Source organism: Streptomyces sp. NPDC058653 (assembly GCF_042716895.1).
In the GTDB taxonomy this organism is placed as follows: Bacteria; Actinomycetota; Actinomycetes; order Streptomycetales; family Streptomycetaceae; genus Streptomyces.
Genome location: NZ_JBHXRM010000031.1, coordinates 1 through 19,537 on the forward strand (window position 1 = coordinate 1; position 19,537 = coordinate 19,537).

General features: G+C 71.0%; 17 protein-coding genes. 5 read left to right on the plus strand and 12 right to left on the minus strand.

What is annotated here, in order from left to right; all coding sequences use genetic code 11:
* From ACFWU9_RS24440 to ACFWU9_RS24475, 8 genes are all read right to left on the minus strand, one after another.
* Positions 1–238: hypothetical protein (locus tag ACFWU9_RS24440; protein ID WP_384321825.1), on the minus strand; the 238-nt coding region annotated here is incomplete at its 3' end.
* Positions 239–248: 10 nt separating this feature from the next.
* On the minus strand, positions 249–1,070 hold the full coding sequence (locus ACFWU9_RS24445) for a carbohydrate ABC transporter permease (protein WP_384321827.1): 822 nt from the start codon (positions 1,068–1,070) through the stop codon (positions 249–251).
* Positions 1,067–2,038 carry a carbohydrate ABC transporter permease gene (locus ACFWU9_RS24450; RefSeq protein ID WP_384321829.1) on the minus strand — a complete coding sequence of 324 codons (972 nt, stop codon included), beginning with the start codon at positions 2,036–2,038 and terminating at the stop codon, positions 1,067–1,069. Before ACFWU9_RS24450 ends, ACFWU9_RS24445 begins: the two co-directional genes overlap by 4 nt.
* Positions 2,035–3,324 carry an extracellular solute-binding protein gene (locus ACFWU9_RS24455; protein WP_384321831.1) on the minus strand — a complete coding sequence of 430 codons (1,290 nt, stop codon included), beginning with the start codon at positions 3,322–3,324 and terminating at the stop codon, positions 2,035–2,037. Before ACFWU9_RS24455 ends, ACFWU9_RS24450 begins: the two co-directional genes overlap by 4 nt.
* Before the next feature lie 307 nt (positions 3,325–3,631).
* Complete coding sequence (locus ACFWU9_RS24460; RefSeq protein ID WP_384321833.1) at positions 3,632–4,633, minus strand: LacI family DNA-binding transcriptional regulator; 1,002 nt, start codon at positions 4,631–4,633, stop codon at positions 3,632–3,634.
* 166 nt (positions 4,634–4,799) lie between these two features.
* Complete coding sequence (gap, locus tag ACFWU9_RS24465; RefSeq protein WP_384321835.1) at positions 4,800–5,792, minus strand: type I glyceraldehyde-3-phosphate dehydrogenase; 993 nt, start codon at positions 5,790–5,792, stop codon at positions 4,800–4,802.
* A 110-nt stretch (positions 5,793–5,902) separates the two neighbouring features.
* Positions 5,903–6,859: a GlxA family transcriptional regulator gene (locus ACFWU9_RS24470; protein ID WP_384321837.1), complete on the minus strand. Its 957-nt coding sequence runs from the start codon at positions 6,857–6,859 to the stop codon at positions 5,903–5,905.
* A 78-nt stretch (positions 6,860–6,937) separates the two neighbouring features.
* Complete coding sequence (locus ACFWU9_RS24475) at positions 6,938–7,360, minus strand: YjbQ family protein (RefSeq protein WP_384321839.1); 423 nt, start codon at positions 7,358–7,360, stop codon at positions 6,938–6,940.
* A 136-nt stretch (positions 7,361–7,496) separates the two neighbouring features.
* Between ACFWU9_RS24475 and ACFWU9_RS24480 the strand changes: the two genes are divergently transcribed.
* Entirely contained in the window at positions 7,497–8,546 is a 1,050-nt protein-coding gene (locus ACFWU9_RS24480) for an NAD(P)-binding domain-containing protein (RefSeq protein WP_384321945.1), read from the plus strand.
* A 96-nt stretch (positions 8,547–8,642) separates the two neighbouring features.
* On the opposite strand, the gene mltG is transcribed toward ACFWU9_RS24480, so the two are convergent.
* Together mltG and ACFWU9_RS24490 are read right to left on the minus strand one after the other, a co-directional pair.
* A complete protein-coding gene (gene mltG / locus ACFWU9_RS24485; protein WP_384321841.1) occupies positions 8,643–9,491 on the minus strand; it encodes an endolytic transglycosylase MltG in 849 nt (282 codons plus the stop codon).
* Between the two features lie 123 nt (positions 9,492–9,614).
* Complete coding sequence (locus ACFWU9_RS24490) at positions 9,615–11,504, minus strand: ABC transporter ATP-binding protein (protein ID WP_384321843.1); 1,890 nt, start codon at positions 11,502–11,504, stop codon at positions 9,615–9,617.
* 128 nt (positions 11,505–11,632) lie between these two features.
* Between ACFWU9_RS24490 and ACFWU9_RS24495 the strand changes: the two genes are divergently transcribed.
* The 4 genes from ACFWU9_RS24495 (at position 11,633) to ACFWU9_RS24510 (ending at position 17,737) form a co-directional block, all read left to right on the plus strand.
* Positions 11,633–12,088, plus strand: coding sequence for a MarR family winged helix-turn-helix transcriptional regulator (locus ACFWU9_RS24495; protein WP_384321845.1), 456 nt, complete (start codon positions 11,633–11,635; stop codon positions 12,086–12,088).
* Between the two features lie 252 nt (positions 12,089–12,340).
* The gene (locus tag ACFWU9_RS24500) at positions 12,341–13,777 is read left to right on the plus strand and encodes a Gfo/Idh/MocA family protein (protein WP_384321947.1); all 1,437 of its coding nucleotides are present in this window, start codon (positions 12,341–12,343) and stop codon (positions 13,775–13,777) included.
* 292 nt (positions 13,778–14,069) lie between these two features.
* A complete protein-coding gene (locus tag ACFWU9_RS24505) occupies positions 14,070–15,950 on the plus strand; it encodes an ABC transporter transmembrane domain-containing protein (RefSeq protein WP_384321847.1) in 1,881 nt (626 codons plus the stop codon).
* Positions 15,947–17,737 carry an ABC transporter ATP-binding protein gene (locus ACFWU9_RS24510; protein WP_384321849.1) on the plus strand — a complete coding sequence of 597 codons (1,791 nt, stop codon included), beginning with the start codon at positions 15,947–15,949 and terminating at the stop codon, positions 17,735–17,737. Before ACFWU9_RS24505 ends, ACFWU9_RS24510 begins: the two co-directional genes overlap by 4 nt.
* Before the next feature lie 35 nt (positions 17,738–17,772).
* On the opposite strand, the gene ACFWU9_RS24515 is transcribed toward ACFWU9_RS24510, so the two are convergent.
* Together ACFWU9_RS24515 and ACFWU9_RS24520 are read right to left on the minus strand one after the other, a co-directional pair.
* Complete coding sequence (locus ACFWU9_RS24515; RefSeq protein WP_384321851.1) at positions 17,773–18,630, minus strand: ECF transporter S component; 858 nt, start codon at positions 18,628–18,630, stop codon at positions 17,773–17,775.
* The coding region (locus tag ACFWU9_RS24520; protein WP_384321853.1) for an ATP-binding cassette domain-containing protein at positions 18,627–19,537 on the minus strand (911 nt) is incomplete at its 5' end. The genes ACFWU9_RS24520 and ACFWU9_RS24515, both read right to left, overlap by 4 nt.

The window sequence follows — 19,537 nt, forward strand, 5'->3', positions numbered from 1 at the left end:
TGTAAGCGGGAGCGCCGTGCCAGGCCAACTGCCAGTGGCCGGGCACCTGGAGGTCGGTCCAGCCGCCGTCGTCGTAGTCGTCCCGTTCGATCCCGTCCGGCGCCGCGCCGGCCGCCGGTGAGAGCAGGAACCGCCAGCTGCCCCCCAGACTGAGCGCGGGCGCGTCGGAGCGGAAGGCGGACCGGGGTGCCGACGAGCCGTGACCGGGGGCCGGATCTTCGACGTACGAGGAGGGCAATGGATTCCCTTCAGCCCTTGAGGGCGCCGGCGGCGATGTTGCGGATGAAGTGCCGGGCGCCGAAGAGGAAGATGATGATCAGCGGGACGATGGCCACCAGCGTGCCCGCCATGACCACGCTGTAGTCGGTGACGTAGAGGCCGTTGAGCTGTGCCAGCGCGAGTTGGAGCGTGATGTGGCGGGAGTCGATGAGGACGACCAGCGGCCACAGGAAGTCGTTCCAGACATTGACGAAGGTGAAGATGCCGAGGAACGCGAGCGCCGGGCGCAGCACCGGCAGTCCGACGTACAGATAGGTGCGGAAGAAGCCGCATCCGTCGATCCGCGCGGCGTCGAGGAGTTCGTCCGGCAGGGCGCCGGCCGCGTACTGGCGCATCCAGAAGATGCCGAAGGCGTTGGCGGCCGCGGGCACGATGAGCGCCTTCAGACTGCCCACCCAGCCGAGGTCGGCCATCAGGGAGAACTGCGGGATGGCCGCGAGCTGTGTGGGCACCACGAAGGTGGCCAGCAGGATTCCGAAGAGGATCTTGCTGCCGGGGAAGGTGTACTTGGCGAAGGTGAAGGCGGCGAGCGAGTCGAAGAACAGCACGGCGACGGTGGTCACGATCGCGACGACCAGCGTGTTGAGCAGGGACCCGAAGAAGTCGATCTTCGAGAAGACCTCGCCGATGTTGTGGAACAGCTGGTCGCCGAAGACCAGCTTGGGAGGGCTGGAGTAGATGTCCGGTGTGGTGTTGGACGCCATCACGGCGAGCCAGTAGTAGGGGAAGAGGGTGATCGCCGCGCCGACGAGGAGCGCCGCGTAGGTGAGAACTCGGCCGCGCGTACTCATCGCAGGTCCTCCTTGATCGTGACCTGGCCGCGCTCGGGGCGTTGCACGAGCCGCCAGTTGAGGATGGAGAAGAGCACGACGACGACGAAGATGCCCCAGGCGATGGCGGCGCCGTAACCGAAGTCGTTGTCCGCGAAGGCGGTTCCGTAGAAGTAGAGGACCATCGTCAGTCCCGCCCCGCCGGGCCCGCCCCGGTCGCCGAGGAGCACCTGGGACTCGGTGAAGATCTGGAGGCCGCCGATCGCGGACATCACCAGGGAAAACAGGAGCACCGGCCGGAGCAGGGGCAGGGTGATCCGGAAGAACGTCTGTACGGGGCTCGCGCCGTCGACGCGCGCCGCCTCGTAGACATCGGTGGGCAGCGCCTGGAGTCCGGCGAGGAAGATGATGGCGTTGTAGCCCGTCCAGCGCCAGATGATCATGATGGCGATGGCGCAGCGGATTCCCCAGGGGTCGGTCAGCCAGGGGACATGGCCGAAGCCGAAGAGATCGAGTATCCAGTTGAGGATGCCGAACTCACCGCTGAAGATCGAGCCGAAGACCAGCGACATGGCCACGATCGAGGTGACGTTGGGCATGAAGTACGCGACGCGCAGCGCGCCCTTGAAGCGGACCGAGGAGTTCAGGCCGAGGGCGATGAGCAGGGCGAGCACGGTCATCGGGACGGTCGACATCACCCAGATGATCAGGGTGTTGGCTATCGAGTCCCAGAACAGGCTGTCGGTGAGCAGATAGCGGAAGTTCTCCAGGCCGACGAACTTCATCGGGCCGACGCCGTCCCAGCGCTGGAGCGAGAGGTAGAGCGAGTAGAAGACCGGATAGAGGCCGAAGACGGCGAAGAGTATGAAGAACGGGGAGACGGCGACGTACTGCGGCAGATGACGCCACCGCCTGCGGCGCGCGGCGGATTCCTCCGCCGGTGACCGCCTGGCGATCGCCGGCGCGTCGAGGTCGGACGTCGCGGTCATGAGAGCACACCCTGTCGGCGCAGAAGTCGTTCGATCCGGTTCCGGGCGTCCTTCCAGGCGCGCTCCGGATCCTTGCCGCCGAGTTCGACATTGGTGAGCTCGTCGGTGTAGGTGTCGCTGATGGTGATGTCCCAGGGGCTGAAGTAGGCGTAGCGCACCTGGTCGGCGATGTCCGCGAAGACCTTCACGGCCGACTGGCCGCCGAAGAACGCGTCGGGGGCGGTGATCCGCCGGTCGGCGGCGGCTGCCGGGCTGGACGGGAAGAGGCCGATGTCGGCGTAGTTGACCGCCTGGTTGGCCGGGTTCTGCAGCCAGCTGATGATGTCGAACGCCGCCTGCGGGTCGGGACAGGCCGCGGTGATGGCGAGGAAGGAACCGCCCTGGTTGCCGGGGCCGCCGGGCGGTGCGCAGACCCGCCACTTGCCGGCGGTGCCGGGGGCCGACTGCTTGATCTCGCCGGTGATCCAGGAGGCGTTGACGAGGCTGACCTCCTGGCCCGTGTTCCAGGCCGCGTGCCGGTCGACGGACTGGCCGCTGGCCGTCTGCGAACCGCCGAATCCCGCGGTGAGCCGCCGCCGGAACGCCTCGACCGAGCGGTCCCAGGCCAGCCTGACGTGGGCCTGGTCGTCGAGGTAGCCGTTCTCCGGTGTGAAGTACTTCCGCTCCTCCTGGGCCATCGAGTAGGTGAAGACCGTCTTGGTGTCGGTGATCAGATAGCGGCCGGGCAGCTTCTTCCGTATCCGCTCACCGAAGGCGAAGTACTTCTCCCAGGTGGGTACGGACGCCGCGACGTCGTCCGGTTCGCTGGGCAGGCCGGCCTTCTCGAAGATGTCGTGCCGGTAGTAGAGGGCGGCGGGGCCGATGTCGATGGGAAAGCCCAGCTGGAAGCCGTCGGGCGTGGCGCCCGCCTGCCACTTCCAGTCCAGATAGCCCTGTGCCAGCTCCCGCGCCCCGTAGTCGTTCATGTCGACGAAGCGGTCGCTGTCGCTGAAGTACCGCGAGATGTTGTCGCCGATCATGGTGATGTCGGGCAGATAGGCACCACCGGCGAGCGCGGCGAGCAGCCGCTGGGTGAGGTCGCCGCTCACCTGTGACGGGACGAACCTGTCGTCCGCGAAGCGCTTCCGAGCGGCCTTGAGCACGGTCTCGGAGAAGCCGTTGTACGTGTACCAGAAGGTGAGATGACCGGGGTTCGCGGTCGTCGGGCTTGAACATCCGCCGGCTCCGAACGCGGCGGCGCCGAGAGCGGTCGCGCCTGCCAGGAGCCTTCGTCGAGTCAGCGTCATTGAGGACCCTTCCAAGGCCCGTGAACGCTCCCGTGAACGTTCACGAATTGCCGGGAAGTCTCTGGCGGACCACGCCGGTGTGTCAAGGGGCCGCACGTCCGCGACCTGCGGAGAGCGGCCCGCGCCGGTGGTCCCGGGGGCCGCCGGTCCACGGCAGAAGCCTTGGCCGGGGCCGGAGTTGGGGCGGAGCCGGGGGCCGGATCGCTACGGAAGGGGCCGGCGTACGGGTCGGCGTACGAGCCGCCGCACGGGCTTGCGCGAACGGGGTGAGGGCACCGCCGCGTACGTCGTGGTCATCCGGACCCGCTCACCCGGACTCGCGCAGCCGCAACTCCGCGCGTACGACCAGTTCGTCGGGGGCGAGCGGGTCGCTGCCGGTCAGCAGCCGGGCGGCCTGCTCGACGGCGAGCGCCCCGAGCCCCCGCGTGTCCAGCGCCACGGTCGAGAGCGGCGGCTCGACGAGGGTGCCGAGCCGCAGACCGTCGAAACCGATCACGGCGAGATCCCCGGGGACGCTCCTGCCGAGGCGGCGCGCGGCGCGCAGGGCTCCGATGGCGATGATGTCGTTGAAGGTGAAGACGGCGGTGACGTCGGGATGTTCGGCGAGGAGTGTCTCCAGTGCGCTCTCACCGCCCTCCACGCTCTGGTCCGCGCGGCACACCGGCCCCGCGTCCAGGCCGCAGGCCGCCGTCGCGGCGGCGAACCAGGCGTGCCGGACGCTCGGTTCGGCCCGGCCCGCGTGGTCGAGCATGCCGATACGCCGATGGCCCTTCGCCACCAGGTGGGTGATCGCCGCCTGGACGCCGGACTCGCCGTCGATCCGGATCGCGCTGAACCGGTCGGTGCGCCGCTCACGGTCGATGAGCACCACCGGGACCCCGCGCGTCAGCTTCTCGATCTCGTCCTCGGGCCGGCTGAAGTACCCGACGACGGCGTCCACCTGCGAGGCGATCACCTGGAGGGTGCCGCGTTCCTCCTCGGCGCTGTCGGCGGTGTCGTACACGAGGACGTGCCAGCCACGGGCCCGCGCCGCTTCCAGCGCCGCCGCCGCGACCTCGGTGAAGAACGGGTTGAGCAGATCGGGAATGACCAGCCCGACGCTGATGGTGTCCTGTCTGACCAGGCCCCTGGCGAACCGGCTCGGGCGGTAGCCGAGGGCGAGGGCGGCGTCGAGCACCCGCTGCTTGGTGGTGCCGTGGATCTCGCCCTTGTCGTTCAGTGCCCGTGACACGGTCTGCCGGGACACCCCGGCGGACCGGGCGACATCGTGGATCGTCACCCTGCGGGATTCGGTCCCCGACGACGCCATCACTCACCTCCGCGCAGCTGTCGGCACAGGTGTGCCGGCAGAGGACCGAGTATGCCCCGGCCGGGCGCGACGGCGCAGGCCCCGGCCACCCGGACGCGAGACATGGGATCACCGGCCGCCCTCGACCGCGCGTAGTGCGCCGCAGCCGTATGGGGCGGCCAGCGCGTCAGGAGAGCAGTTCGAGCGTGTCGATCAGCCGGTTCGAGAAGCCCCACTCGTTGTCGTACCAGGCGACCACCTTGATGTGCCGGCCGTCGACCCGGGTGAGGGAGGAGTCGAAGATCCCCGATGCCGGATTGCCCGTGATGTCGGACGAGACGAGAGCGTCCTCGGAGTATTCGAGGATGCCGGCCATCGGCCCTTCGGCGGCGGCGCGGTACGCCGCGAGCACCTCGTCACGCGACACGTCGCGGGAGACGGTCGTGTTGAGCTCGACGATCGAGCCCACCGGCACCGGCACGCGGATCGAGTCGCCCGACAGCTTCCCGTCGAGCTGCGGCAGCACCAGACCGATCGCCTTGGCGGCGCCGGTCGTGGTCGGCACGATGTTGACGGCGGCGGCCCGGGCACGGCGGGCGTCGCGGTGCGGACCGTCCTGGAGGTTCTGCTCCTGGGTGTAGGCGTGCACCGTCGTCATGAAGCCGTGCTCGATGCCGGCCAGGTCGTCGAGCACCTTGGCCAGCGGTCCGAGCGCGTTGGTCGTGCACGAGGCGCTGGAGACGATCGTGTGGCTGGCGGGGTCGTACACCTCGGTGTTGACGCCGAAGGCGAGCGTGGCGTCGGCGCCCGCCGACGGCGCGCTGACCAGCACCTTCTTCGCTCCCGCGTCGAGGTGCGCACGGGCGGCGTCGGCGGATGTGAAGCGGCCGGTCGACTCCAGCACGATGTCGACCTCCAGTTCGGCCCAGGGAAGCCCGGCCGGTTCGCGCTCGGCGAACACTCTGATACGACGGCCGTCCACAACGAGGTGGTCCCCGTCGACGGTCACGGGGCGGCCGAGCCGGCCGGCCGTCGAGTCGAAGGCGAGCAGCCGTGCGAGGGCGGCGGGCTCCGCGAGGTCGTTGACGGCGACGACCTCGAGGTCGCTGCCGCGTTCGATCAGCGCGCGCAGCGCGTTGCGTCCGATACGGCCGAATCCGTTGATGGCGATACGAGTCATGAGAGATTTCCCCTTCGGTTCGTCTCCAGGTTCGCGCGCGGCGTCGACCCACGGCAGCGGCGCGAACGCCATGGTTCGCAAGGATCACGCCAATGGCGGCAACCGCCGGGCTACTCGCCCTGGGTGAAGGTCCGGCGGTACGCGCTCGGTGTGGTGCCGAGCGTGCTCTGGAAGTGGAGCCGCAGATTCGCACCGGTGCCGAGCCCGACGTCGGTGGCGATCTGCTCGATGCTCAGCTCCGAACGTTCGAGCAACTCCCGTGCCACATCGACCCGGGCACGCATCACCCACTGCATCGGTGTGTACCCGGTGTCCTCGACAAAGCGCCGGGAGAGTGTGCGCGGCGACACGGCCGCGTGCCGGGCGAGCGCCTTGAGGGTGAGGGGCTCACCGAGCCGGCGCAGCGCCCACTCCCGGGTGGCGGCGAACCGTTCACCGAGCGGCTCCGGCACCCGGCGCGGCACATACTGCGCCTGCCCGCCGCTGCGGTAGGGGGCCGCGACCAGGCGGCGGGCCGCGTGGTTGGACGCGGCCACCCCGAGGTCGGAGCGGAGGATGTGCAGACAGAGGTCGATGCCGGAGGCGGCGCCGGCCGACGTCAGGACGCTGCCCTCGTCGACGAACAGCACGTTCTCGTCGACCCGGACGAGCGGGTGCTTGGCCGCGAGCGCCCGCGTGTAGTGCCAGTGGGTCGTGGCGCGTCCGCCGTCGAGCAGCCCCGTGGCGGCGAGCGCGAAGGCGCCCGTGGAGATGGCGGCGAGCCGCGCTCCCCTCTCGTGGGCGGCGATCAGCGCGTCCACGACGGCCTGCGGCGGATCGTCGCGGTCGGGGAAGCGGTAGCCGGGGATGAAGACGATGTCGGCCCACTCGAGGTCGTCGAGACCGTGGGCGACGTGGTACGAGAGCCCGTCACCACCGGTCACCAGACCGGGCGCGGCCCCGCAGACCCGTACCTCGTACGGCATGCTCTCGCGGGTCGTGAACACCTGCGCGGGAATCCCGACGTCGAGCGGTTTCGCACCCTCCAGCACGAGGACGGCGACGCGATGCAGGCGGGAGGCTGGCACGGGGCCCAGGGTACGCGGCACCGCACGGACCTGGGCGGACACCGGAACGCGGGACTCGACGACGAGGCCCCGGCGGGTTCACCCCAGGAAGCTCAGCCGCACCTTCCGGTCCGGGTTGTCCGTGTTCGTGTCGACCAGGCAGACGGACTGCCAGGTGCCGAGCTCCAGTCGGCCGGCGATCACCGGGAGCGTCGCGTGCGGGGGGACCAGGGCGGGGAGGACATGGTCGCGGCCGTGGCCCGGGGAGCCGTGGCGGTGCTGCCAGCGGTTGTCCGCCGGGAGCAGGGTGTGCAGCGCGGCGAGCAGGTCGTCGTCGCTTCCGGCGCCCGTCTCGATGACGGCCACGCCGGCCGTCGCGTGCGGGACGAAGACGTGGAGGAGTCCGTCACGGCCGGCCGCGGTCTCCCGGAGGAACTGCTCGCACAGGTGCGTCAGATCCGTCACGGCCTCCTCGGTGCCGGTGGTGATGGTCACGATCCTGGTGGTGAAGGCGTCGGGCATGGACCCATCCTGCCGCCTCCCGCGCGCGTTCGCGTGCGGTCGTGCGGGCGGGATGATCCGACCGGCCCCGGCTGTTGGTGGAAACGTGAACGATTTCGGGGTGGAAGAGACGCGGGGCACACGGGACGTGGACGTCGTGGTCGTCGGCGCGGGGCAGGCCGGGCTGTCGAGCGCCTACCATCTGCGGCGCGCCGGGCTGGTGCCGGACCGGGACTTCGTGACGCTCGACCACTCCCCCCGGCCGGGCGGCGCCTGGCAGTTCCGGTGGCCCTCGCTCACGTACGGGAAGGTCCACGGGATGCACGCGCTGCCCGGCATGGAGCTGACCGGCGCCGATGGCACCAGGCCGTCTTCCGAGGTGATCGGCGAGTACTTCACCGCGTACGAGGACCGCTTCGGCCTGCGCGTCCGCCGACCGGTGGACGTCGCCGCCGTCCGTGAGGGCGAGGGCGGGCGGCTGCGGGTCGAGACGTCCGACGGCGACTGGTCGACGCGGGCGCTGATCAATGCGACGGGCACCTGGGACCGGCCCTTCTGGCCGCGTTATCCGGGGCAGGAGACCTTCCGGGGCCGCCAGTTGCACACCGCGCGCTATCCGGGGCCCGGGGCGTTCGCGGGACTGCGGGTGGTCGTCGTCGGCGGCGGGGCCTCGGGGACACAGCATCTGATGGAGATCGCGGACGTGGCCGCCGGGACGACGTGGGTCACCCGCAGGCCGCCGGTCTTCCGGGAGGGGCCGTTCGGTGAGGAGCAGGGGCGGGCGGCCGTCGCGCTGGTGGAGGAGCGGGTACGGGCCGGGCTCCCTCCCGGGAGCGTGGTCTCGGTGACCGGGCTGCCGTTGAACGAGGCGATCGTCCGGGCGCGTGAGCGGGGTGTGCTCGACCGGCTGCCGATGTTCGACCGGATCACCCCGTCCGGTGTGGCCTGGGACGACGGGCGGCGCGTCGACGCCGATGTGATCCTCTGGGCCACCGGCTTCCGCCCCGCGATCGACCATCTGGCACCGCTCGGACTGCGCGAGCCGGGCGGCGGTATCAAGGTCGAGAACACGCGGGCGGTACGGGACGAGCGGGTCCATCTGGTCGGTTACGGGCCTTCGGCCTCCACGATCGGGGCCAATCGGGCGGGGCGCGCGGCCGTACGCGACATCCGGACGCTGCTGGAACAGGAGCCCGTCCTCGTCTGAGGGCCGGGGGCTCGACCGTCAGCGGGTCCGCCGGTCCTGTTCGTCGGACCGATGGAGTGGGGCGGCTCCCCGGCGGGCTCCCCGAGGGGCGGGTTTCTACTCGGTGGTGGAGCTTCGCTTCGCGTTGAACTCCTCCACGTTGGTCCGGTGCTCCGCGTAGTCGGCGGTGAAGCGGGTGTCCCCCGGTGCCACCGTGACGAAGTACAGCCAGTCGCCCCGCGTCGGGCTGATCGCCGCCTTCATCGCCTCCTCCCCCGGATTGCCGATCGGCGTGGGCGGCAGACCCTTCAACTCGTAGGTGTTGTAGGGGCTGTCGGTCTTCGTGTCGGAGTGCGTGGTGTCGAGCGTGCTGCGGTTCAGGGCGTAGTTGAGGGTGGAGTCCATCTGGAGGGGCATGTCCTTGCCGAGTCGGTTGTGGACGACGCGTGCCACCCGGCCCATGTCGGCGGGGGTGTCGGCCTCGGCCTGGACGATGCTGGCGATCGTGACGGTCTGGTAGGCCGTCATCCCGTTGCGCCGCGCGCCCTGGGCGATCCCGTCGGCGCCGAAGCGCTTGTGCGCCGTGTCGACCATGTAGCCGAGCAGCGCGGCCGGGGTCGTGCCGGCCTCCACCGGATAGGTCGCGGGGAAGAGATACCCCTCGGGGTTGCGGTGCGCCGCGCCGGGCAGGTCCAGGCGCGCTCCGGCCGCCGCCTTGGCGGTCGTACCGGAGGGGATGGCGAGGACCTTGTCGACGGAGGAGTACACCTGGGTGGCCCGTCGCCCCTCCGGGACGAGCAGCGGCACCGTCTTCTTGACCTTGGCGGGTTGTTCACCGGTCAGCAGGAGCGGGACGAGCGCGGCCACCGCGACGGCCGCGACCGCCGTCACGATCAGGACCAGTCGGCCTCGGCGCGTCAGTCGGGTCCCGCGCCCGTGTGCCGTGCGTGGGGGCTCGTTCGTCATGCGGGCACGCTAACCCGGACAAAGCGTCGATTCCGGCATCCCGCACAGGGGGGCGCCCGGCAACTCCGGTGGACGAACGCACTCATGGGGAGCGGATGCTCCCCGGGCGCCGCGACGGGAGCGTCAGGCCGCGCTGACGCGCGCGCCCTCGGGCGCGTCCTCGGGCCGCACCTGTGCCGGGGCCTCCTCGCTCGCCGGCCCGGCGCCGTCCCTGCGGACGAGTGCCGCGTACCGGCCGTCGTGGTCGATCAGCTCCTCGTGCGTGCCCCGTTCGGCTATGCGCCCCGCGTCGAGGACGACGATCTGGTCGGCGTCCCGCACCGTGGAGAGCCGGTGCGCGATGGTGATGGTCGTACGGCCTTCGGAGAGCGCGTCGATGGCCTGCTGGACCGCGTGTTCCGTACGGGTGTCGAGCGCGCTCGTCGCCTCGTCGAGCACCAGGACCGGCGGATCGCGCAGGATGGTGCGGGCGATCGCCAGGCGCTGCTTCTCACCGCCGGAGAACCGGTATCCGCGCTCGCCCACCAGCGTGTCGTACCCGTCGGGCAGGGAGACGATGTGGTCGTGGATCTGCGCGGCCCTGGCCGCCGTCTCGATCTCCTCGTCCGTCGCCTCGGGCTTCGCGAAGCGTAGGTTGTCGGCGACGGAGGCGTGGAAGAGATACGTCTCCTGCGACACCACGCCCACCGCGCGGGCCAGAGTGGCGAAGCTCAGGTCACGTACGTCGACCCCGTCGAGCAGGACCCGGCCGCCCGTCACGTCGTACAGCCGTGGGACGAGATAGCTGAGGGTCGACTTGCCCGATCCGGTGGGCCCGACGACGGCGAGGCTGCCGCCGGCGGGGACGGTCAGGTCCACACCGTGGAGGGTCCGGCCGCCCTTCTCGTCGTAACTGAAGTCGACGCCGTCGAAGCGCACTTCGCCCCGGACCTTGTCGAGCGCGACCGGCGTCTCCGGTTCGGTGATGTCGACCGGGAGGTCGAGATATTCGAAGATGCGCTGGAAGAGCGCGAGCGACGTCTGCATCTGCACGCCGGTGGCGAGCAGGCTCACGGCCGGGCGGAAGAGGCCCTGCTGGAGGGAGACGAAGGCGACGAGCGTGCCGATCGAGACGCCGGTGCCGCCCGAGTGGAGGACGAAGCCGGCCGCCCAGTAGATGACGGCGGGCATGGCGGCCATGACGATGCCGATGACGGACATCCGCCACCGCCCCGCCATGTTCGACCGCACTTCGAGGTCGACGAGCTGTTCGGACTCGTCGGCGAAGGACTTGGTGAGCGAGTCGGCGCGCCCCATCGTGCGGCCGAGGAGGATGCCGCTCACGGACAGCGACTCGGTGACCGTGGCGGCCATCGTCGCCATCTGCTTCTGCCGTTGCAGAGTGATCTTCTTGCGCTCCCGGCCGACGAGACGGCTGATCCACACGAACACCGGCAGCAGGAGCAGCGAGACGACGGTCAGCCGCCAGTCCAGGGCCAGCATCGCGACGACGGTGGCGATGACTGCGGTGAGGTTGGAGACCAGCGAGGTGGCGGTCGAGGTGACCGTCGCCTGCATGCCTCCGATGTCGTTGGCGATCCGGGACTGGACCTCACCGGTGCGGGTGCGGGTGAAGAACGCGAGCGGCATGCGCTGCAACTGCGCGTAGACGGCCGTGCGCAGATCGTGCATGACGCGCTGGCCGACCGTGGTCGAGATGAGGGTCTGGATCACCCCGAAGACACCGCTCAGGACGGCGGTGAGGATCATGCCGACGGCCAGCAGGCTCAGCAGCCCGGTGCGGCCCTGCGGGATCGCGGTGTCGAGGATCTCGCGCAGCATGAAGGGCGAGGCGACGGCCACCAGGGACGACGCCCCGACGAGCAGACCGACGACGGCGAGTCTGCCGCGGTAGGGACGGAAGAGCCGGAAGATACGGCGCAGCTGGGCGGGGGGCTCGGGCTGGGGCGCTTCCGGGGTGGCAGTGGACGGGGGAACGACCGAGGGCTTCCAGGTCGACAATTCGGACTTCATGGGCTCCTTCGAAGGTTTTGAGAGTTTCAGGAGTTTCGCGAGTTTCTGGTACTACAGGAAGGTTTTGGAGAAGCCTAGCTCACTGTTACCTACCTTCACAATGTAATTGGTCCTGTTACTATTCCGCCATGAGCTCCCCCGATGCCGACGGCCTGCTCGCCGAACAGCTCCTGAGGCTGACCCGCAGGCTCCACCGCGTCCAGAAGCGGCATCTCCAGCCGATCGGGATCACCCCCGCGCAGTCCCGGCTGCTGCGTACGGTCGCCTTCTACGACAGTCCGCCCCGGATGACGGACCTCGCCGAGCGCCTGGAAGTGGTGCCCCGCGCCGTGACGAGCCTGGTCGACGGCCTGGAGTCGAGCGGCTGTGTCCGGCGCGCCCCGGACCCGACCAACCGCCGGGTGATCCGGATCGAGCTGACCGACACCGGTCGCGGGGTGCTGCGGGCGCTTCGGGACGCGCGCAGGTCGGCCGCCGAGGACATCCTCGCCCCGCTGTCGGCGGAGCAGCGCGACACGCTCGGCGTGCTGCTGTCCGCGCTGGTGGGCGGGCCGGCCGACGGCGTGACGGACCGGCGCTGCTGAGCACCGAGGAGTCCGAGGGTTCGATCGAAGAGTCCGGACGAGACCCCTTGCGCACCACCGGCCCCAACTACCAAGGTCCCTCCCGAGGTTCATTCCGCCGCGCACGTCAGCTCCTTTGGAGGCTTCATGAACGACGCAGCACCGCAGAACCCCGGCCGGGACGGCGAGAACGACGGGAACGGGGAGTACGACAGGAACGGGGGGCACGACAGGAACGGGGAGCACGACGGGAACACGGACAACGGCGGCTCGATGAGCCGCCGTTCCGCTCTCCGGACGACGGCGGGCGTCGCCGGCGCCGGACTCGGGCTCACCGCCCTCGGCGCCGGCGCCGCCTCGGCCGCGGGGCCCGCGCAGGCGGCCGGAGCCGGAGCGACCGCGGGGGCACCCGACGACAGCGCCGAATCCGCCGTCCCCGAGCGCCAGGGCCGCACCATGGCCGGCGTGCCCTTCGAGGGCCGCTCGACCGTCCGCGTCGGCATCATCGGCCTCGGCAACCGCGGCGGCAGCATGATCGACCTGTTCCTCGCGGTGCCCGGCGTCCAGGTCGTCGCCCTCTGCGACACGGTGCGGGACAAGGCCCTCAGCGCCGCCGCCAAGGTCGTCAGAGCCGGGCAGCCGGCCCCCGCCGTCTACACGAAGGACGAGCACGACTACGAGCAGCTCTGCGCGCGCGGCGACGTCGACTTCGTCTATGTGGCCACCCCGTGGGACCTCCACTTCGAGATGGCGAGAACGGCCATGCTCGGCGGCAAGCACGTCGGTGTGGAGTGTCCGATCGCGATGCGGCTCGACGAGCTGTGGAAGCTGGTCGACCTCTCCGAGCGCACCCGGCGCCACTGCATGCAGCTGGAGAACTGCGTGTACGGCAGGAACGAGATGCGCGTCCTCCGGATGGCGCACGCGGGCCTCTTCGGCGATCTACTGCACGGGGCGGGCGCGTACAACCACGATCTGCGCGGCCTGATGTTCGACCCGGACTACTACGAGGGCCCCTGGCGCCGTCTCTGGCACACCCGGCTGCGCGGCGACCTCTACCCGAACCACGGTTTCGGCCCCGTCGCCAACTACATGGACATCAACCGCGGTGACCGCGCCGTCAGCATCACCAGCCTCGGCACGCCCGCGCTCGGCCTCGCCCAGTACCGCGAGGAGAACATGGAGCCGGGCGACCCCAGTTGGAAGGAGACGTACGTCAACAGCGACCGGACGATCAGTCTGGTCCGGACGGCGAGGGGCCGGGTCATCAGGCTGGAGCACGACGTCTCGACACCGCACCCGTACAGCCGTATCAACAGCCTCGGCGGGACCAGGGGCGTCTTCGAGGACTACCCCGAGCGCATCTACATCGAGCCGGACCACACCGACGACGAGTGGGGCGACTTCGGCGCGTACGCCGACTGGGACCACTGGCTGTGGAAGGAGCACGCGAATCCGCCCGGCGGACACGGCGGGATGGACTACATCATGGTCTTCCGCCTGATGCAGTGCGTCCGGCTGGGCCTGGTGCCCGACTTCGACGTCTACGACGCGGCGACGTGGACTGCGCCCGTACCCCTCAGCCACGCGTCCGTCCGGGCGAACGGCCGACCGCAGCGGATTCCGGACTTCACCCGCGGCGAGTGGAGGAAGTCCCGCCCCGGTACGGACTCCGAGAAGCCGTCGGAGGAGTCGTCCCGGACGTCGTAGGAACACCGGGCCCCGGCCGTCCCGATCCCGGAAGACACGTAAGCGCGCAGGCAGGCGGGGGCCACGCGGGCTGCCGGGCAGCTGAAACCAGTCGAGGCGGAAGTTCCGGAAGTCGTGGAAGAAGTCATGGACACGGCGGACACTGAGCGGGCCCGGTCGGCGCGAGCGCGTCGGCCGGGCCTCGTCGCATGTCGCTCCCATGTGGCCGAGATACGAATAATCGATTGCCCCGGACCGTGCCCGAAGGACAACCTTGGACGCTTTGGGCCACTCCACGACTCACTGGGACGTCATGCAGATTCGCGATCTTCCGTACCCCGATCCGGGGAGACCCGACGCCCGGTCAGGACCGCGCTTCCTGTACTGGCTCGGGCGCAGACAACTGCGTGGCCAGCTCAAATCGCTCTCCTGGGGACTGCTGCACCAACTGGGCGTCGCCGGGCTGCCGCTGGGAGCCGGCCTCGCCGTACAAGCCGTCGTGGACCGCTCCGGCCCGCGGCTCGCGCTGGCCGGTGCCGTCATCGCCCTCTTCGGCTGCGCGATCACCCTCGGCGACACGATGCTGCACCGGACGGCGGTCACCAACTGGATCACCGCGGCCTCCCGCGTACAGCAGTTGCTCGCCCGTAAGACCGCCGAGCTGGGATCGGCGCTGACCCGCCGGGTCGCGGCGGGCGAGGTGGTGGCCGTCTCGACGGGCGACGTCGAGAAGATCGGCTGGTTCGTCGAGGCGCTGTCGCGCTTCCTGGCCGCCGCCATCGCCGTCGTCGTGGTCTGCGTCGGCCTCGTGCTGTATCTGCCCTCGATCGGCGCGGTCGTGGCCATCGGGGTGCCGGTGCTCGCCCTGGCCGTGCTGCCGCTGCTCCCCCGTGCCACCCAGCGCGCCGACGTCCAGCGCGAGAAGGCGGGCCGGGCCACCGAGCTGGCCGCCGACACCGTGGCGGGACTGCGGGTGCTGCGGGGCATCGGCGGCGAGGACCTGTTCCTCACGCGTTACCGCGAAGCCTCCCAGGAGGTCCGCGCGGCGGCCGTGCGCAGCGCCCGTATGTGGGCGCTGATCTCCTCGATCCAGGTCTTCCTGCCGGGAGTCCTGCTGATCACGGTGGTCTGGTACGGCGCGGTCCTTGCGGGCGAGGGCCGGATCTCGGTCGGCGAACTGGTCACCGTGTACAGCGCGGTCACGCTGCTGCTCTTCCCCCTGCGGCACTTCGAGGAAATCGCCATGGCCTACTCCTTCTCGCGTCCGTCGGCGACGCGCGCGGCCCGCGTGCTGCGGCTGGAGCGGACCTCGTACGAGGACGAGCGCGGCGGTCTCGACGACGCCCGCCCCACCGGCGATCTCTTCGACCCGGCCACCGGGCTGCTCGCCCCGGCCGGGCGGCTGACCGCCGTCGTGTGCGGGGACCCGGACGCGGCGGGGCGGCTGGCCGAACGGCTGGGCGGACACGCCGCCGAGGAGGAGAAGAGCGCGTCCGTGCTGCTCGGTCCGGTGGCGCTGGACGATCTTCCGCTGGACGCGGCGCGCGCCTCCGTCCTCGTACAGGACAAGGATCCGGTGCTGCTGTCGGGGACGCTCACCGAGCTGCTGGAGGTCCCCGCGTCCGGCGAGGTGAAGCCCCTGGACGCGCTGGACGCCGCGCAGTGCGACGACGTGCTCGCCGCACTCGTCCAGGCGTCGGTCGACGGCAGCGGCGACCCGCTGCGCTCGCGCATCACCGAGCGCGGACGGTCGCTCTCCGGCGGACAGCGCCAGCGGCTCGCGCTCGCGCGTTCGCTGGTCGCCGACCCGGAGGTGCTGGTCCTGGACGAGCCCACGTCGGCCGTCGACTCGCACACGGAGGCCCGGATCGCGGAGGGCGTACGGCGTCTGCGGAGCGGCCGTACGACGGTCGTGTTCGCGTCGTCGCCGCTGCTGCTCGACCGGGCGGACACCGTGGTCTTCGTCCACGACGGGAAGGTCGCCGCGGTGGGCACGCACCGGGAGCTGCTGCGGGACGACCCGCGCTATCTGAGCGTGGTCACGCGCCGGACGGACGAGGAGGCGGAGGCGGAGGCGGAAGCCGGCGCCGTGACGGACAAGGGTCCGGACGGCACCCGCCCGGACGAGGAGCCGCAGGTGCCGACACCGCTGACGACATCCGAACCACTGGCAGGGATCGAGGAAACCGCATGATCGGCCTGGCACCACCGGAGTACGACCCGGCCGCGCCGGAGTCGGCCACGACACTGCCCGTCGCCCGCCCGACGACCGTGCGGAGCTACGTCGCGGAGCTGCTGCGCCGGCACCGCAAGGCGTTCGTCGTGCTCGTCGCCGTCAACGCGGTCGCGGTGATCGCGTCGATGGTCGGGCCGTATCTGCTCGGCGGCGTCGTGGAGGACCTGTCCGAGGGCGCCAAGGGGGCGGGGGAGCTCCATCTGGAGCGCACCGCCGCCGTCTTCGCGGGCGCGCTGATCATCCAGACGGTCTTCACCCGGATGATGCGGCTGCGCGCCGCGATCCTCGGTGAGGAGATGCTGGCCGATCTGCGCGAGGACTTCCTCGTACGGTCGGTGCGGCTGCCGCCCGGCGTCCTGGAGCGGGCCGGCACCGGCGATCTGCTGTCCCGTATCACCACCGACATCGACCGCCTCGCCAACGCGATGCGGGAAGCAGTACCGCAGCTCACGATCGGCGTCGTGTGGGCCGCGCTGCTGATCGGCGCGCTGGGCGTCACCGCGCCGCCGCTGGCGCTCGCGGTGGTGGTGGCGCTGCCGGCGCTGGTCGTGGGCTGCCGCTGGTACTTCAGGCGGGCGCCGTCGGCCTACCGCTCCGAGGCGGCCGGGTACGCGGCGGTCGCCGCGGTGCTCGCCGAGACGATCGACGCCGGGCGGACGGTCGAGGCGCACCGCCTCGGCCGGCGCCGGGTGGCGCTGTCCGACCGCCGGATCAAGGAGTGGACGGCGTGGGAGAACTACACGCTCTATCTGCGCTCGGTGCTCTTCCCCGTCATCAACCTCACCCACGTCACGATCTTCGCGGCGACGCTGGTGGGCGGCGGTGTCTTCGTGCTCCAGGGCTGGATCACGGTCGGCCAGCTGACGACCGGCGCGCTGTTCGCGCAGATGCTGGTCGACCCGGTCGGTCTCATCCTGCGCTGGTACGACGAGCTCCAGGTGGCCCAGGTGTCCATCGCCAGGCTCGTGGGCGTACGCGAGATCGAGCCGGACGACGGTGACGAGACGGTCGTGCCGGACGGCCGCGACGTCAGCGCCGACCATGTCAACTTCGGTTACCGCGAAGGGGTCGACGTGCTCCACGAGGTGACCCTGGACGTCGCGCCGGGCACCCGCGTCGCCCTGGTGGGCCCCTCCGGCGCGGGCAAGTCCACGCTGGGGCGGCTGCTCGCGGGGATCTACGGGCCGCGGACGGGCCGGATCACCCTCGGCAAGGCGGAGTTGTCACGGATGCCCGCGGAGCGGGTGCGCGGCCATGTCGCGCTGGTCAACCAGGAGCACCACGTCTTCGTGGGCTCGATGCGCGACAATCTGCGGCTCGCCCGCGCGGAGGCGGAGGACGCCGAACTGTGGGCGGCGCTCGGCGCGGTCGACGCGGACGGCTGGGCCCGCGCGCTCGACGACGGGCTCGACACCGAGGTCGGCTCGGGCGGCACGACGCTCACACCGGCGCAGGCGCAGCAGATCGCGCTGGCGAGGCTGGTGCTGGCGGACCCGCACACGCTGGTCCTGGACGAGGCGACGTCGCTGCTGGACCCGCGCGCGGCCCGGCATCTGGAGCGGTCGCTGGCGAAGGTGCTCCAGGGCCGTACGGTCGTGGCGATCGCCCACCGTCTGCACACCGCGCACGACGCGGATGTGATCGCGGTGGTCGAGGAGGGCCGGATCAGCGAACTGGGCAGCCACGACGAACTGGTGGCGGCCGACGGCGCGTACGCGGCGCTGTGGCGCTCCTGGCACGGCTGAGCGGTTCGGTCCCGGGGCCCCGGGCCGGCTGTCGTTCAGCCGGCCCGGGGCCCCTTCGTCGGTCGCGGCGCGAAGGTGACGGGCGCCCGGAAGCGGGCCTTGCGCGCGGCCCGGCGCAGGACCGTCAGGACCGCCGGGCCCGCGAGAAGGACGCAGATCAGGGTGGTGACCGCCCGGCCGGTGTCCCAGCCCAGTGAGGTGGCCAGGTCGAAGGCGATGTAGCGCTGCCACTGCTCGGTGAAGGGCAGGCCCGGCAGATAGGCGATCGAGCTGTTGGGGTCGAGGGAGAACGGCCAGAAGGAGAGATTGAGCAGGAAGCCGAAGAGGAAGCCGGAGAAGCTTCCGTACACGGCGAGGAGCGCGACTTCCCGTCGGCCGGTGGCCCGGGGCAGCAGACCCGCGAGCATGCCGACGAACGCGCAGCCGAACATCTGGTACGGCATCCAGGGCCCCACGCCGCCCGTGATGAGGGCGGACGCGAACAGGGACGTACAGCCGAGGGTGAAGCCGAAGCCGGGGCCGTACACCCGGCCGGCCAGGACCAGGATGAAGAAGACTGTCTCGATCCCGGCGGTGCCCGCGCCGAGCGGCCGGATCGCCGCGTTGACGGCGGAGAGCACCCCGAGCATGGCGAGGGCCTTGGAGTTGATGCCGCCTTCGGCGATCTCGGAGATGACCACGCAGAGGATGAGGACCAGGAGTACGCCGAAGATCGCGAGCGGCGCGTACCGGGAGCCGAAGGTGCCCGGGGAGACGAAGAACGGCCAGAAGAACGCCACCACGCCGAGGAACGCCGCCATCGCGATGACGATTCCGGCGCGCGGGGTGATGCGGATCGCGGTGGTACGCGGCTGCTCGGAGGGGGCGGACGTGGACGTCGGGGTCTCGGTCATACGGCGCCACCCGCCGGGGTCGCGTCGGCGAGCGCCGTCGTCGCCTGATTCACCGTCAGATAGGGCAGAGGCGCGAGCACCTTGGCGATCTGTGGGGCGAACACCGGTGAGGAGACGACCACGTCGGCGGCGGGACCGTCGGCGACGATCTCTCCCTCGGCCATCACCACCACCCGGTCAGCCGTCCGGGCCACGAACTCCACGTCGTGGGTGGAGACGACCACGGCCCGTCCCTCGGCCGCCAAACCGTCCAGGATTCCGGTGAGTTGGGCCTTGGCCCGGTAGTCGAGGCCTCGGGTCGGCTCGTCCAGCAGGACGATGCCGGGAGCGGCCGAGAGCTGGATGGCGAGTACCAGGGACAGCTTCTGGCCTTCGGAGAGATCGCGGGGGTGGGTGGGGTCGTCGATGCCGGGGGCGAGGCGGTCCAGGATCGATCGGGCGGACGGTCCGTCCGCGAGCGCCGACTCGGCGTCGGCCCTGCCGAGTTCCTGTCCGACGCTCTCCAGGTAGAGCAGGTCGGTGGGGGTCTGAGGGACGAGCCCGACCAACTGCCTCGCTCTGGTCGCCTTCACGGCTCCGGGGTCGGTCTCATCGGTACCGCTCCCGCCCCACGGGATGACCCGTACGGTCCCGCCGGTGCGGGTGCCCGACCCCTGGAGAGCCCACAGCAGCGACGACTTGCCGGATCCGTTGCGGCCCATCAGCGCACAGGTCTCGCCCGCGCGCAGATCCAGGTCCACCTCCCGTACGGCGGGCAGGGCCCGGCCCCGGTAGCGGACGCTCACATCCCGGGCCGCCAGCAGGCGGCCCCCGCCCGGGGGGGCGGGGCGGGCGGGGGGGTCCGGCACCAAGGGGGGCCGGGCCCGCAGAGGGGGGGGGGGGCGGGGCGCGGGCCGGGCGGCCAGGG